This window comes from Vibrio sp. B172a (assembly GCF_030248355.1).
GTDB classification, from domain to species: Bacteria; Pseudomonadota; Gammaproteobacteria; order Enterobacterales; family Vibrionaceae; genus Vibrio; species Vibrio owensii.
On the sequence record NZ_JAHGAC010000032.1, the window covers coordinates 1 to 14,476 of the forward strand.

The 14,476-nt window shown below is 43.9% G+C and carries 15 protein-coding genes; 6 read left to right on the forward strand and 9 right to left on the reverse strand.

Annotated features, from left to right (window positions below; all coding sequences use genetic code 11):
* On the forward strand, positions 1-313 hold a 313-nt coding region (locus KIT90_RS23495), incomplete at its 5' end, for a flagellin (protein WP_046874277.1).
* Between the two features lie 114 nt (positions 314-427).
* Positions 428-1,552: a flagellin gene (locus tag KIT90_RS23500; RefSeq protein WP_285379025.1), complete on the forward strand. Its 1,125-nt coding sequence runs from the start codon at positions 428-430 to the stop codon at positions 1,550-1,552.
* Between the two features lie 98 nt (positions 1,553-1,650).
* On the opposite strand, the gene crr is transcribed toward KIT90_RS23500, so the two are convergent.
* The 5 genes from crr to cysZ all read right to left on the reverse strand — a co-directional run bounded on the left by crr (position 1,651) and on the right by cysZ (position 6,561).
* Positions 1,651-2,160, reverse strand: coding sequence for a PTS glucose transporter subunit IIA (gene crr, locus KIT90_RS23505; protein WP_005425608.1), 510 nt, complete (start codon positions 2,158-2,160; stop codon positions 1,651-1,653).
* 105 nt (positions 2,161-2,265) lie between these two features.
* Positions 2,266-3,990 carry a phosphoenolpyruvate-protein phosphotransferase PtsI gene (gene ptsI, locus KIT90_RS23510; protein WP_285379026.1) on the reverse strand — a complete coding sequence of 575 codons (1,725 nt, stop codon included), beginning with the start codon at positions 3,988-3,990 and terminating at the stop codon, positions 2,266-2,268.
* Positions 3,991-4,129: 139 nt separating this feature from the next.
* The gene (locus KIT90_RS23515) at positions 4,130-4,387 is read right to left on the reverse strand and encodes an HPr family phosphocarrier protein (RefSeq protein WP_005436894.1); all 258 of its coding nucleotides are present in this window, start codon (positions 4,385-4,387) and stop codon (positions 4,130-4,132) included.
* A gap of 298 nt (positions 4,388-4,685) precedes the next feature.
* A complete protein-coding gene (gene cysK / locus KIT90_RS23520) occupies positions 4,686-5,654 on the reverse strand; it encodes a cysteine synthase A (protein ID WP_005436896.1) in 969 nt (322 codons plus the stop codon).
* A gap of 166 nt (positions 5,655-5,820) precedes the next feature.
* Positions 5,821-6,561 carry a sulfate transporter CysZ gene (cysZ, locus tag KIT90_RS23525; protein WP_009707253.1) on the reverse strand — a complete coding sequence of 247 codons (741 nt, stop codon included), beginning with the start codon at positions 6,559-6,561 and terminating at the stop codon, positions 5,821-5,823.
* A 250-nt stretch (positions 6,562-6,811) separates the two neighbouring features.
* Between cysZ and zipA the strand changes: the two genes are divergently transcribed.
* The 4 genes from zipA (at position 6,812) to KIT90_RS23545 (ending at position 12,202) form a co-directional block, all read left to right on the forward strand.
* Positions 6,812-7,768, forward strand: coding sequence for a cell division protein ZipA (gene zipA / locus KIT90_RS23530; protein WP_285379027.1), 957 nt, complete (start codon positions 6,812-6,814; stop codon positions 7,766-7,768).
* Between the two features lie 88 nt (positions 7,769-7,856).
* Positions 7,857-9,869, forward strand: a complete 2,013-nt coding sequence (gene ligA / locus KIT90_RS23535) for an NAD-dependent DNA ligase LigA (RefSeq protein ID WP_285379028.1) — start codon at positions 7,857-7,859, stop codon at positions 9,867-9,869.
* Between the two features lie 511 nt (positions 9,870-10,380).
* A complete protein-coding gene (locus KIT90_RS23540) occupies positions 10,381-11,766 on the forward strand; it encodes a hypothetical protein (protein ID WP_045415572.1) in 1,386 nt (461 codons plus the stop codon).
* A 73-nt stretch (positions 11,767-11,839) separates the two neighbouring features.
* Positions 11,840-12,202, forward strand: coding sequence for a DUF2799 domain-containing protein (locus tag KIT90_RS23545; RefSeq protein WP_285379031.1), 363 nt, complete (start codon positions 11,840-11,842; stop codon positions 12,200-12,202).
* A 77-nt stretch (positions 12,203-12,279) separates the two neighbouring features.
* Here the strand turns inward: KIT90_RS23545 and KIT90_RS23550 are convergent, their stop codons facing one another.
* From KIT90_RS23550 to KIT90_RS23565, 4 genes are all read right to left on the reverse strand, one after another.
* Entirely contained in the window at positions 12,280-12,456 is a 177-nt protein-coding gene (locus KIT90_RS23550) for a hypothetical protein (protein ID WP_020197694.1), read from the reverse strand.
* 78 nt (positions 12,457-12,534) lie between these two features.
* Positions 12,535-12,714: a hypothetical protein gene (locus KIT90_RS23555; RefSeq protein WP_009707247.1), complete on the reverse strand. Its 180-nt coding sequence runs from the start codon at positions 12,712-12,714 to the stop codon at positions 12,535-12,537.
* A gap of 330 nt (positions 12,715-13,044) precedes the next feature.
* On the reverse strand, positions 13,045-13,506 hold the full coding sequence (locus KIT90_RS23560; RefSeq protein ID WP_270050508.1) for an NfeD family protein: 462 nt from the start codon (positions 13,504-13,506) through the stop codon (positions 13,045-13,047).
* A gap of 9 nt (positions 13,507-13,515) precedes the next feature.
* Positions 13,516-14,430 (reverse strand): SPFH domain-containing protein, encoded by a 915-nt coding sequence (locus KIT90_RS23565; RefSeq protein WP_005436910.1) that lies wholly within the window; start codon positions 14,428-14,430, stop codon positions 13,516-13,518.
* Positions 14,431-14,476 lie beyond the last annotated feature (46 nt).

The window sequence follows — 14,476 nt, forward strand, 5'->3', positions numbered from 1 at the left end:
AACGGTTGATACTATCGATGTAACATCAGTAGGTGGCGCACAAGAATCTGTGGCTATCATTGATGCGGCATTGAAATACGTAGACAGCCACCGTGCAGAGCTAGGTGCTTTCCAAAACCGTTTCAACCACGCAATCAGCAACTTGGATAACATCAACGAGAACGTGAACGCGTCGAAGAGCCGTATCAAAGATACCGACTTCGCGAAAGAAACGACTCAAATGACCAAGTCACAAATTCTATCGCAAGCGTCAAGCTCAATCCTTGCGCAAGCGAAACAAGCGCCTAACTCAGCGCTAAGCCTACTAGGTTAATCAACCTAATACGACGCGATACAAAAGCCAGGCTCACCCCTGGCTTTTTGCTTATTCAAATCACGCATTAGGTACACCGAATAGGGCAGGTGACAAGGAGTTCGTATCGATTAGATGGTCTCTTTAAATACCAATGTCACTGCGATGATGACGCAGCGGCACCTCAGTCATGCGGCTGAGCAAAACATAGAGTCTCAGCGAAACCTCGCCTCGGGTTATCGGATTAATTCCGCCAGTGATGACGCTGCAGGGCTGCAAATCTCCAATACTCTTAATGTTCAAACTAGAGGGCTTGATGTCGCCTTGAGAAATGCGCACGATGCGTATTCGGTGGCACAAACCGCAGAGGGGGCTTTGCATGAGAGTAGCGATATATTGCAACGCTTGCGCTCTCTGGGGCTGCAAGCGGCAAACGGCAGTAATGACTCAAGTGATCGGCAAAGTATTCAATACGAGGTCGTAGCGCTGCAAGATGAGCTTGATCGTGTCGCGATCACGACGACATTTGCAGATAAAAACCTATTTGATGGCTCTTACGGCTCGCAAAGCTTCCATATTGGTGCGAATGCCAACTCTATCTCTCTGACACTGCGAAATATGCGCAGTCACATCCCGGAGATGGGAGGTCAGCATTATGTTGGTGATGCAGTCGATAAAGATTGGCGAGTCACTAAAGATAATCAAACCCTTAAATTTGAATACCAAGACAGTAAAGGGCAAACCCAAACAGAATCTATTGGGCTCAAGCTAGGAGATCGCATCGAGCAAGTTGCTACTTATATCAATGCGCAGCAATCGATAGTGAGTGCCTCAGTGACTGAAAACAATGAACTGCAATTCTTTGCCTCTACGCTGAATGCACCTGAAGGTATAACGTTAGAGGGCAGTTTAGCGGATGAGCTTGACGTTAGTGCTGGTGGTTTAGTCACAATGGACGACATCGATATGTCGACTGTTGGCGGGGCACAGCTTTCAATTGGAGTGATTGACGCGGCAATTAAGTATGTTGATTCACATCGAAGTGAAATAGGTGGCTTCCAAAACCGGGTGAGTGGCACGATGGATAACCTTAATACGGTGAACCGGAGTGTGACTGAATCTAAAGGGCGGATACGCGATACGGATTTTGCTCGAGAATCGACGGAGATGGTGCGTTCGCAAGTGTTGCAAGACGCGACTACCGCATTGTTAGCCCAAGCGAAGCAGAGACCGACCTCGGCACTTGGCTTGCTCAGTTAAATGGGTTGCAGCGATGAACATCGCTCAGGAACAAAAGTTTCAGGTAATAAAAAACGCTGCCAATGGCAGCGTTTTTTTCGTGTTGGGCTAAGTAAAAATTACTTAGTTACACGTAGAACTGGAGTTTCACCAACAGTAACAGAACCAGAAAGCTTGTTCAGCTCTTTGATTTCGTCCATGTTAGAGATAACAACTGGAGTTAGCGTTGATTTCGCTTTCTCTTCTAGAAGAGCTAGGTCGAATTCAATTACAGTGTCGCCAGCTTTAACAGTTTGACCTTCTTCAGCGATACGCTTGAAGCCTTCGCCTTTAAGTTCAACAGTATCGATACCGAAGTGAACGAAAAGCTCAACACCGTCGTCAGACTCGATAGAGAACGCGTGGTTCGTTTCGAAGATCTTACCGATAGTACCGTTTACAGGAGCTACCATTTTGTTACCAGCAGGTTTGATAGCAATACCATCACCAACGATTTTCTCAGCGAAAACAACATCTGGCACATCTTCGATGTTCACGATCTCACCAGAAAGTGGTGCGATGATTTCGATTGCACCTGCGTCAGCGCTGTCGTCAGATACTAGCTTCTTAAGTTTGTCAAACAGACCCATTGTGTCATGCTCCTAACGTTTTATTTAATTCTGTCGAATTATAGTATACCAATCTTTCGAGATAGACGACTTTTTTTAACCGCCTATCTCATTGGAATTAGTTGATTATTGAGTTTTCTCTGCAATGAACTTTTCTACAACTGCTTCGATTTCTGCAGCTGTTGGTAGAGAAAGTGCTTCTTCAGCCATTGCTTTCACTTCTGCGAAGTTAGAGTTACGGATAACTTTCTTCACTTTAGGGATAGAGATACCGCTCATTGAGAACTCGTCTAGACCCATACCTAGAAGTAGAAGTGTCGCACGCTCATCACCTGCTAGCTCACCACACATACCAGTCCACTTACCTTCAGCGTGAGAAGCGTCGATAACTTGCTTGATCACAGTAAGTACAGCTGGTGATAGTGGGTTGTATAGGTGAGAAATCATCTCGTTACCACGGTCAACCGCTAGTGTGTACTGAGTTAGGTCGTTTGTACCGATAGAGAAGAAAGCAACTTCCTTCGCTAGGTGGTGTGCGATAGCTGCTGCAGCTGGAGTCTCAACCATTACACCGATTTCGATGTTTTCGTCGAATGCATGACCTTCAGCGCGTAGTTCTGCTTTGTACTCTTCGATCGCTTTCTTAAGCTCACGGATTTCTTCAACAGAGATGATCATTGGGAACATGATACGTAGTTTACCGTGTGCAGATGCACGTAGGATACCACGTAGCTGGTCACGTAGGATTTCACGACGATCCAAGCTGATACGTACTGCACGCCAGCCTAGGAACGGGTTCATCTCTTTTGGAAGATCCATGTATGGAAGATCTTTGTCGCCGCCGATGTCCATAGTACGGATGATCACAGACTCACCATTCATTGCTTCCGCAACTTCTTTGTAAGCTTGGTATTGCTCTTCTTCAGTTGGAAGTGCATCACGGTCCATGAACAGGAATTCAGTACGGTACAGACCAACGCCTTCGCCACCGTTGCGGATGATACCGTCACAGTCTTTAACTGTACCGATGTTACCGCAAACTTCTACGCGGTGACCGTCAGTTGTTTCTGCGTGTAGGTCTTTAAGCTTCGCTAGCTCTTCTTTTTCAGCAAGGAATGCAGCTTTAACTGCTTTCGCTTCTTCTAGTTCAGCTTCTGAAGGGTTGATAACGATCTTGTTGTTCATCGCATCAAGAATCAGCATGTCGCCGTTCTTAACTTGCTTAGTGATGTCGTTAGTACCAACGATAGCTGGAAGCTCAAGAGAGCGAGCCATGATTGAAGTGTGAGAAGTACGACCGCCGATGTCACAAGCAAAACCAAGAACGTAATCTAGGTTGATTTGTGCAGTTTCAGATGGCGTTAGGTCGTAAGCTACTAGGATAACTTCTTCATTGATGTCGCTTAGCGAAACAATGTTGATGCCTAGAGCGTTCTTAACGAAACGAGAACCGATGTCACGGATGTCAGTTGCACGTTCTTTCAGGTATTCGTCGTCTAGAGACTCAAGAGCCGTTGCTTGCTCTTCGATCACAGAGTGGATCGCGTGGTCAGCAGACATTTTGTCGTTTTTGATAAGTGCTAGGATTTCTTCTTCTAGCTCTTCGTCTTCAAGAAGCATGATGTGACCTTCAAAGATCGCTTCTTTTTCTTCGCCAAACGTTTCAAGCGCTTTTTGCTTGATAGTTTCTAGTTGAGCAGAAGATTTGTTACGAGCTTCAAAGAAACGTGCAACTTCTGCTTCTACTTGATCATCAGAAATAGTGTTTGTGTTTAGGACAATTTCATCTTCTTGAAGTAGTAGTGCTTTACCGATTGCAATACCTGGAGATGCTAGGATGCCTGAAATCATAGCCTTACCTTAAGTTGGTCAACTTTATAAAACGGGAGAATAATGGGTGCGCTAACGAATAGTATTAGCTTAGTTTTGAGCCTATTTCCAACGAAGCCATTTTGCTTTCACAAAATGGCTTCTGAAATAGGAGACCGAATTAGTGTAGTTGGTCCATTAGAGCAACTAGGTGGTCAACTGCTTGCTGAGCTTGTGGGCCTTCAGCTGAGATAGTAACTAGAGTACCTTTTACTAGGCCTAGTGTTTGTAGCTTGAATAGGCTCTTAGCGCTAGCGCTTTTACCGTTAGAAGTCACAGTGATGTCCGCGTCGAATGCTTTAGCTTCTTTAACGAACTGTGCAGCTGGACGAGTGTGAAGACCGTTTTCTGCTGTGATTTCTACTTGCTTCTCGTACATGTGATATACCCCAATAAATGTATTTTTTTGTTAGTTTGTGACTGAGTTTTAGCTTAACTGCTTTACACCTTGTGCGCTAGCACGGGAGAGTTCAAAGCGTGTCAGAACTGATACTAGTCAAAAGTTTGGTGATTGCGCAACTGTTTGCGTGCGTAATCACTCTGAAACCTTTTTGGTTTAGATTCTTTATTTTGAACCTAAAAATAAAACACCCTGATATTACCAAAGGTGGGGCAGGGATCAACAAAAAAGCCCCTGAACGGGGCTTTTTTAAACGAAAAATTGATTTGACCACATATTACTGTTGGTTCTCTTTCTCGGTAAAGATGCCGGCAAATAGTGCCGTACTTAGGTAACGTTCACCAGAGCTTGGAAGAACAGTCACAATCGTTTTTCCTTCAAATTCAGGTAGTTCTGCAAGGCGGTTTGCCGCAACGACTGCGGCACCTGAAGAAATACCCGCTAGGATACCTTCTTCTTCCATTAGGCGACGAGCCATCTCAATCGCTTCTTCAGACGTTACTTGTTCAACACGGTCTAGAAGTTCTAAATCTAAGTTACCAGGGATGAAACCAGCGCCGATACCTTGGATTTTATGAGGAGCAGGTTGGATCTCTTCGCCTGCTAGCGCTTGTGCAATCACTGGTGATTCAGCTGGCTCTACTGCCACAGAAGTGATGGCTTTGCCTTTTTCACCTTTGATGTAACGGCTTGTACCAGTGATAGTACCGCCCGTACCAACACCTGCTACGAATACGTCGATTTCACCGTCTGTTGCTTCCCAAATTTCAGGACCAGTTGTCTTCTCGTGGATCTCTGGGTTTGCAGGGTTGTTGAACTGTTGTAGAAGCAGGTATTTGTCTGGGTTGCTTGCTACGATTTCTTCTGCTTTCGCAATCGCGCCTTTCATGCCTTTTGCTGCTTCTGTTAGTTCTAGGTTTGCACCTAGCGCTTTAAGAAGTTTACGACGCTCAAGGCTCATTGATTCAGGCATCGTTAGTGTTAGCTTGTAACCGCGAGCTGCTGCTACGAATGCAAGCGCAACACCTGTGTTACCACTGGTTGGCTCTACTAGCTCAACGCCTGGCTTGAGCGTGCCTGCTTTTTCAGCTTCCCAAATCATGTTTGCACCAATACGGCACTTAACGCTGAAGCTTGGGTTGCGCGCTTCGATTTTCGCTAGAACTTTACCCTTGCTCACTTTGTTTAGGCGAACTAGAGGAGTATTACCAATGGTAAGAGAGTTGTCTTCGTAGATCTTGCTCATAGTGATGTTCCTTCATTACACGTTTTGTGAATATGGATAGAAGAATATGCGGTATAAAAAAAAGGGAAAAGGATTAAAAAGTTATATCTTATGAGGTTGGTCAAGAAATCCACAAAATAACTGAGGAGGCGCATTCGTCCTCCTCAATTGTTTAAAAAGCCACCTATTATTGATGCTTAAATTCGGTTACCCACATCGCGGTTGCGCCACAGACAGCAACAGGCATAACGATAAGATTGAGAATTGGGATAGTCGTGAATACAGAAACCAGCACACCAAACCCATAGGCCTTACCTTGCTTTTGTTTCAATTTGTAACGCATGTCGTTGAAAGGGACTTTGTGGTTATCAAATGGATAGTCACAATATTGAATCGCTAACATCCATGCGGTGAAAATAAACCATAGAAAAGGTCCAACGGTTTGACCTAATGCTGGTATGAGCAAGAGTAAAAACAGACCTATCGCTTTTGGTAACACGTAAAGTAGTTTGCGCCATTCACGGGCCATCACGCGAGGTACATCTTTGATGAGTGCCGCAAAGCCGTCGTCATTGACCTTTTGTCCTGTAAGAGATTCTTCTACTTTCTCTGCCAACAACCCATTAAAAGGCGCAGCAATGAAGTTGGCTAATGTACTAAAGAAGTAGGAGAACGTGGCCAGAATGGTCAACACCAATATTGGCCATAAGATGTAGGTGAGCCAAGAGAGGAACTCTGGCAGCTTACCAATCCAATTCTCGATCCAAACATCGAGATGGGAAAATAAATAGAAGATAGCGCCACCAACAAGCAAAATGTTGGCAAGCAGCGGCAAGACGACAAAACGTCGGATCTCTGGGGAGAGAGCTATTTGAATTCCGTATAGGAAGTAACCGAATCCGGTTCTAGGCTGATTATTCGACTTCATATCCATTTTGTTTCTTGTAAGTGAAAACTCATTGTACCTGTGGATGCTTTTCTTTCAATGCCCTAACAATTTGGGTCTTGTAAAGTGGAATCGTGGCAAGAATCACAACAAAAAGCGGAACTTCTTGCATTAAGTTGTTCTAAACCTACATATAGTTTTGGTAAAGTAAAAGCATCATTCGGATTTATTGCACTTGGGTTACTGCTCAAGGATGTGCGAGTAGTAAGAACAAGTAGATTGAGAGTAAATAATGCAGGAATTGCGATTCGTACTCATTGTTGTTGGCGCATTAGCCATCGCCGCATTGCTATTTCACGGTTTGTGGACAAGCAAAAAAGAAGGCAAAGCGAAATTTGGTAACAAGCCGCTTGGTAAGTTGGACGTTGACCAAGAGGATAAAGACTCCCTAGAACAAGAGCGTGAAATCGCTCCTGCTCCAGAAGACGATTTCGAAATCATCCGCAAAGATCGTAAAGAGCCTGACTTTGGGATGGAAAGTTCTTTCGACAACAAATTTGCCTCTGATCCTCTAATCGATGATGTTCTTGATGTTAGAGAAAAAGAACACAAAGAAGAGCGCGAAATCCCTGCTTTTGTCGCAACGAAGAAAACCGAAGACGAACTAGAGCCTATTCTGCAAGAGCCAGTACAGTCGTCGGTTGTTGAAGAAGAAATTATTGAACCAGTCTTTGAAGCTCCTGAAGTACCAGAAGCGCCAGTTATGCCACAAGTCGAGGCGACACCGGTAATGGCTGAAGAAGTGATTGAAGAGCCAAAACCTGAACCTGAAATGCAAGTGATTGTTTTGAACGTTCATTGCGCTGGCGATGAGCCTTTCATCGGCACTAAGCTGTTCGATAGCATGCAGCAAAATGGATTGATTTATGGTGAGATGAATATCTTCCATCGTCATGTTGATTTATCAGGCAATGGTAAAGTGCTGTTTAGCGTGGCCAACATGATGCACCCAGGTACGCTAGAACACGGTGACCCAGCTGAATTCAGTACTAAAGGTATTTCGTTCTTTATGACGCTACCTTGCTATGGTGAAGCAGACCAAAACTTCAACCTTATGCTGCGTATTGCACAACAAATCGCTGACGATATGGGCGGTAACGTTTTGGATGATCAACGTAACTTGATGACACCAGATCGATTGGCCTCATATCGACGTCAAATAGTTGAGTTTAATGCTGCTAGCGCATAACCTTAACACCAAATAATGATAGGGCTCCGTTAGGAGCCCTTTTTCTTAGATTCCCAACCTCATTGAACAATATACACGGGGCTTTAATATGTCTGAATCAGTACTTCAGCGACTAGAAGAATTAAAAGAGTCGTTGCATTACCACGCTGTTCGTTACTACGTGGAAGATAACCCAGAGATTCCAGACGCAGAATACGACCGTATGATGCGTGAACTATTGGATATTGAAGCCGAGCACCCAGAGTTGGTGACTGTCGACTCTCCAAGCCAACGTGTTGGTGGTCAGCCACTGTCTGAATTCAGCCAAGTCACTCACGAAGTGCCAATGCTGTCTTTGGACAACGCGTTTGATGATGCTGAACTAGATGGTTTTCATAAACGTGCTCAAGACCGTGTCGTTGGCCATACCATTAAACAATACTGCTGCGAGCCTAAGCTTGATGGCTTAGCTGTGAGCCTGCTGTATGAAAACGGCGTTTTGGTGCAAGCGGCAACGCGTGGTGACGGTACGACGGGTGAGAACATCACTGAAAACGTACGTACTATCAGCGCTATTCCATTAAAGTTACAAGGCAAAGACTGGCCGACACGTCTAGAAGTGCGCGGTGAAGTGTTTATGCCAAAAGCGGGTTTTGACAAACTTAACGAGAACGCACGAAAAAAAGGCGAGAAAGTTTTTGTTAACCCACGTAACGCGGCAGCAGGTAGCTTACGCCAGTTAGATTCCCGTATCACGGCATCACGTCCTCTAAGCTTTTACGCATACAGTGTTGGCGTTGTGGAGGGGGCATCCCTTGCTAACAGTCACTACGAACGATTCTTACAAATCAAATCGTGGGGCTTGCCAATGTGTCCAGAAACCAAGCGTGTCGATAGCTTGGAAGAGGTTAAAGCGTACTACCAAGATATTCTTACTCGTCGTGAAGCTTTGGCTTACGAAATTGACGGTGTCGTTATCAAAGTGGATGACATTGCGATTCAAGAGCGTTTAGGTTTTGTTGCTCGTGCTCCTCGTTGGGCTATTGCCTACAAATTCCCGGCTCAGGAAGAAATCACTACACTGAATGAAGTTGAGTTCCAAGTTGGTCGTACTGGCGCGATTACTCCAGTAGCCAAACTTGAACCAGTATTTGTTGGTGGTGTAACAGTCTCTAACGCTACGCTTCATAACGCAGACGAGATTGAGCGTTTGCAAGTGATGGTCGGTGACCAAGTCGTGATTCGTCGTGCTGGTGACGTGATTCCACAAGTGGTGTCTGTTATCAAAGAGCGTCGCCCTGAAACGGCTCGTGAAATCCTTTTCCCAGATGCTTGTCCGGTATGTGGCTCTCACGTTGAGCGTATCGAAGGTGAAGCGGTAACACGTTGTACTGGTGGCTTAGTATGTCAGGCACAACGTAAAGAAGCGTTAAAGCATTTTGTTTCCCGCAAAGCGTTAGACGTAGATGGCCTGGGTGACAAGGTGATTGAACAGCTAGTGGATCGTGAGATGGTGGAAACGCCTGCTGATCTATTTAAGCTTTCTGCGGGTGTTCTGACGGTTCTAGAGCGAATGGGTCCTAAATCGGCAACCAACGTTGTCAATGCGCTTGAGAAATCAAAACTCACCACATTGCCACGCTTTTTGTACTCACTCGGCATTCGTGAAGTAGGGGAGGCAACAGCAGCCAACCTAGCACAACACTTCAAGAATCTGGATGCTATTCAGCAAGCGACAGAAGAGCAATTGATTGAAGTTCAGGACATTGGTGTGATCGTGGCAAAACACATTACGACTTTCTTTGGCGAAGAGAAAAACCAAGCTGTTGTTCGTGACTTGCTAGAACAAGGTATCAACTGGCCAGAGATTGCAGCACCACAAGAAGGTGTTGAATTACCATTGGAAGGCAAGACGGTCGTATTAACAGGCACGCTTTCTCAACTAGGTCGCTCAGAAGCGAAAGAAGCATTACAGAACCTAGGTGCGAAAGTAACGGGGAGTGTATCGAAGAAAACAGACATTCTGTTTGCTGGTGAGAACGCGGGTTCTAAGCTTGCAAAAGCGCAAGAGCTCGGTATTGAGATTCAAACTGAGCAAGACTTACTCAACTTAATGAATTAACTTCTCTCAAAAAAGCTAAAAAATACCTAAAAGCCCCAATTGCCAGTCAGTTGGGGCTTTTTCTTTGCAATTAAAAAGTCACTCAATAACCTCTTAATTCCGCTGTTTAGTGATTTCAGTGATCAGGATCGACCCTTCAACGATTCATCTCCTATAGGCCAAAGTCTGCGATCAACTTCAAATTGAGCTTTGTTGTTTTTATCTAAGTGATTGTATTTTAAGTGCTTAATTGCTTGTTGTGTCTTTGGTGTTAAAAATAAGATCTGGATCAACAACTTATATGGAACTTTGGCGTTGGTCATATTTTTTTAGAAAAAAAATAAGTTCCATTTGGATGTTTTTAGATGCGAAGTTAGTCTTAGAAGCGTGGATACACGGTGTGTATGCAGGAACTAAAAAGAACCAATTTAGAAATATTGAGGTTCACTCAGGAATTTACTTCTCTCCTTCGGCGGCCAACTTAAGGTGAGATAGAAAAATACAGCTATATCCATTTTTAGGAGTTTTTTCCATGGACAAATTTTTTAAAGTATCTGCTATTACTGCAGCTATGATGGGCGCAGTTGCTGCTGCTCCTGCAATGGCTAATGACCCAGTTGGACCAGAGTACGCAAGCCAAGTGTCAGAGTTTTTCTCTGAGTCAACTATCAGTGGTAACGTCAACTTCTTCATGCGAGCTCGTGACCGTGCTGGTAAAGATGCAAATGGTAACGATACTGCTAAAGTTGCAAACCTAGACCACGGTTCTATTTTTGCTAACCTCGGTTTCCACTCTGGCTACGTTGCAGATACTGTGGGCTTTGACGCAGTTATCTATTCAACATTCGACATGTGGAATAACGCATCATTTGAGCACGAGATGAACTTCTTTGATTGTGATTCTCCGTACGGCGCTTCTGATTCATGTGATTCGTTTGAAACTGATAACGGTGTTTCTTTCGCTACAGCTGCTGCTAAGTTTAAGTTTGGCGAAAACTTCAATGCTAAACTAGGTTACTTCCAACCATCGGTTCCTAGCACTTTAGGTGTGAACTGGTCGTTTGCTCCTGGTACTTACCGTGGCGGTGAAATCGGTGCAAACTTTGGTGCTCTAGCTCTTGGTTTTGTATACGCAGATCAGTACAAAGCTCCTTGGTTTAAAGAAACTTACGAGTTCAACGAAGGTTCTTTCTGGGGTGGTAAAGGCAAAGATGTTGGTGATGTTTACTCATTCGGTGCTCGCTACGCATTTGAAAATGGCATCTCTCTAGACGCTGGCTACGGTGGTTTGACAGATGGTGATCGTAAAAACTTCCACGTAAAAGTGAAAGGTACAACTGACGGTGGCTTATACTGGTCTCCACAACTTTATGTAGTTGATGACGACAACCAGTTTGATAGCACAGCGTTCCAGGCAGCTCTATTAACAAGCTTCTCTTCTGGTCAGTACTCATACCGTGCTGAAGCGACTTACACATCAGCTGATTCTGATGATAAGCGTGGCCAAGTGGGTAATATGTCTTACCGCTTGACGGAACAATACGGTGGTTCAAATGGTGCGTATGAAGTTTGGTGGAACAACCGTTCAGACTTTAACCACGATGGCGAATATGCATTCTTCCTTTCTGCTTCTCGTGACTTTGCTGACATCGGTGGTAACGGCTTTAGTGCTGGTCTAAGTGGTGCATATGGTGCAGGTGCAAAAGCTGCGGGTTACGATGAGTTGGTAGAATACGCTTACAGCTTCTTTGCTAACTACGCTATCCAAGGTGGTGCACTTAAAGACGCTAACATTAGCTTCTACTACACCAACTTCTACAATGACACTGATGCGCCAGATTGGGGTCCATACTCAAACGCATTTAACGATGAGACAGACTTTAAACTAATCTTAACTATGCCATTTGGTGTAAAATAATTAGGAATAGTTAGACTGGTAAAAGCTGAGCAAATGCTCAGCTTTTTTTGTCTCAGAGACCAAGGAGCTAACCATGAAGAAAGCACTGATCATTCCATTTGTATTGTTCTCCCTTCAAGCTTGCAGCACTGCCCCTAAAACTCCAGCCGAGTATTGGTATGGGCAAGGCGAACGTTTTGGCTCAAATGGCTACCGCTACGACAACGATGTTTTAGCGAACTTAAAAGAGAGTGTTTCTTTTGACGAAGCATCCTACAAGGCGGGCTATGAAGCAGGTAAAGCAGAGTACTGTGATCCTTTCAAAGCGTTTGAAAAAGGTATCCAAGGTACTCGTTATACTGACCAATGTGCAGGTCAGCCTAAAGAAGTCATGATCAAAGCGGAATGGCAAAGAGGGTGGGATGCATTTATCGGTTCTGACTTCTACAAGTTCTAAGTTTTTTAATTTAATGGCCAACGAAGTTTATCAACGTAAAAATAGATAAACTTCGTTAAAACCATTGATAATGTTACTTATTTAAATGTACCACCGTACATTGTGCATAATTCACGTGGTAAGTGTTTTACTGTACCATCACTAAATGTGCAATCTACGCCGGCACCAAATGCATGTCCCGCTGAGTTTTGTGCTAAAGAAATTGGAGATGCAAAAATAAAGCACGCGATAAATAAAGCAGCAATCTTTTTCATGGTGAATCCTCTCACTCATTAAATTTCCAGCTTAGGCTGAATAATTAATTGATCTTTCAATTTAAAGTTAGAATTGTTTTATTTCTTTATCGTACCATTTTGATGTTGGCATAAGACGATTGGCATATAATCGCTTGTCCCGTCTGGTAGATAGCATTGCACGTTAGGCCCTGTAGCGCTGTTACCGTTTGAGCCTGAGTAGGCAAACACGCTTGATGAGAACAACACCACAGCGAACAACATCATTGTCTTTTTCATAGTACTTCCTCTTACTTACCTTAAAAAATATAAGCACCTAATTGACATGCTTATGCGTTAAGTATGTATAGAGACCTAGAAAGATCAAAATTAAATTCAACAGTGTTTTATTTTTTAAAATAAATTTAGATTTCGAAAAAGGAATTATATTTTTCTATGTGTCTGAATTATTTAATTTGAATAATTGAGTAAGAGTAGAAAAAGAGAGTATGCTGATAATATTTATATCACTTAATTTTTGTGGTTAATTTAAATAAGTGAATGAAATAAAAGAAGTAGTTTGAATAGATATGAAATAGGGTGCTTTGCACCCTATTATTTTGACACAAGTCAGCGAGAAACTGGTTTGATCTTAAGAATAATACCCTCAACGGCGATAATTTCGACTCGAGTTCCTGCTGGTAAATCGTGTTCTGATTCAGCAGACCAAGTAGTATCTGCCACTCGTAAGCGGTTCATCCCCACCGTGAAGTCTTCATCTAGCGTCACAATACTACCGACTAATTGCTTCTGCTTTTGGTTAAGATCGCGCGCACTGTCGCTCTTACGATCTTTCGACCATTGCTTTCGCCACCACAGCCACGTTGTCATCAAGCTGAAAGCGGCAAAAGCTAACCATTGCATCTGCCAACTGATGGGCAAGAATGACAAAATGGTTCCGACGATAAGCGCTGATATGCCAAGCCATAAGAAATAGCCAGCAGTGCCGAGTAGCTCGATCGCTAGCAAAGCAAAGCCAAACGCAATCCAATGCCAGAACGTAACGCCTTCCAATAGGCTAAATAAATCCATAAGTAGACCTTAGTCTTTACTTTGTTTGAACATCTCTGCAATACCAGCAACGGAGCCCATGAGTCCAGTTGCTTCAATCGGTAACATGATAATCTTACCATTTTCTGCTTGGCCGATACTCTTCAATGCTTCAGTGTAGCCCTGAGCAATAAAGTAGTTCACTGCTTTGACATCACCTTTAGCAATGGCTTCTGACACCATGTAAGTTGCTTTTGCTTCCGCTTGCGCAGCACGTTCGCGGGCTTCTGCGTGTAAGATCGCAGACTGCTTTTCACCTTCCGCTTTTAAGATCTCTGATTGTTTTTGACCTTCAGCGCGTAAGATTTCTGCTTGGCGCACACCTTCAGCTTCTAAGATTTCTGCACGTTTATTACGCTCTGCTTTCATCTGAGCATTCATCGCTGCGGTCAGATCTGCGGGTGGCTGAACGTCTTTAATCTCAATACGTGTCACTTTAACACCCCAAGGGTTAGTCGCTTGGTCAACAATAGAGAGAAGCTTGGTGTTGATCATGTCACGTTGGCTGAGCATTTCGTCCAGCTCCATTGAACCAAGTACGGTACGGATATTAGTCAGCGTAAGATTACGGATTGCATGCTCTAGGTCGTTTACTTCATAGGCTGCTTTGGCAGCGTCGATAACTTGAACAAAGCCGACTGCGTCGATAACGACATTCGCATTATCTTTAGAAATGACTTCTTGAGCTGGAATGTCGAGAACTCGTTCCATCATATTGATCTTCTGACCGATTCTATCGACAAACGGAATGATTAAGTTCAAACCTGGTTTAAGAGTGTGGGTGTAGCGCCCAAAGCGTTCAACTGTCCAGTTGTTGCCTTGAGGAACGGTTTTAATCGCAGACGCGAGGAGGATGATGGCTAGAGCAACGAAAATACCGATGGTGATCAATGAGTCAATTGGCATGTGCTATTCCCTTAAGTGCATAGTATTGATTCATTTTTACTCATTT

What these genes read in the sequence shown, in the direction of transcription:
- KIT90_RS23500 (WP_285379025.1), top strand. Translation starts at nt 428, where the DNA reads ATGGTCTCTTTAAATACCAATGTCACTGCGATGATGACGCAGCGGCAC.
- crr (WP_005425608.1), bottom strand. Translation starts at nt 2,160, where the DNA reads ATGGGTCTGTTTGACAAACTTAAGAAGCTAGTATCTGACGACAGCGCT.
- ptsI (WP_285379026.1), bottom strand. Translation starts at nt 3,990, where the DNA reads ATGATTTCAGGCATCCTAGCATCTCCAGGTATTGCAATCGGTAAAGCA.
- KIT90_RS23515 (WP_005436894.1), bottom strand. Translation starts at nt 4,387, where the DNA reads ATGTACGAGAAGCAAGTAGAAATCACAGCAGAAAACGGTCTTCACACT.
- cysK (WP_005436896.1), bottom strand. Translation starts at nt 5,654, where the DNA reads ATGAGCAAGATCTACGAAGACAACTCTCTTACCATTGGTAATACTCCT.
- cysZ (WP_009707253.1), bottom strand. Translation starts at nt 6,561, where the DNA reads ATGAAGTCGAATAATCAGCCTAGAACCGGATTCGGTTACTTCCTATAC.
- zipA (WP_285379027.1), top strand. Translation starts at nt 6,812, where the DNA reads ATGCAGGAATTGCGATTCGTACTCATTGTTGTTGGCGCATTAGCCATC.
- ligA (WP_285379028.1), top strand. Translation starts at nt 7,857, where the DNA reads ATGTCTGAATCAGTACTTCAGCGACTAGAAGAATTAAAAGAGTCGTTG.
- KIT90_RS23540 (WP_045415572.1), top strand. Translation starts at nt 10,381, where the DNA reads ATGGACAAATTTTTTAAAGTATCTGCTATTACTGCAGCTATGATGGGC.
- KIT90_RS23545 (WP_285379031.1), top strand. Translation starts at nt 11,840, where the DNA reads ATGAAGAAAGCACTGATCATTCCATTTGTATTGTTCTCCCTTCAAGCT.
- KIT90_RS23550 (WP_020197694.1), bottom strand. Translation starts at nt 12,456, where the DNA reads ATGAAAAAGATTGCTGCTTTATTTATCGCGTGCTTTATTTTTGCATCT.
- KIT90_RS23555 (WP_009707247.1), bottom strand. Translation starts at nt 12,714, where the DNA reads ATGAAAAAGACAATGATGTTGTTCGCTGTGGTGTTGTTCTCATCAAGC.
- KIT90_RS23560 (WP_270050508.1), bottom strand. Translation starts at nt 13,506, where the DNA reads ATGGATTTATTTAGCCTATTGGAAGGCGTTACGTTCTGGCATTGGATT.
- KIT90_RS23565 (WP_005436910.1), bottom strand. Translation starts at nt 14,430, where the DNA reads ATGCCAATTGACTCATTGATCACCATCGGTATTTTCGTTGCTCTAGCC.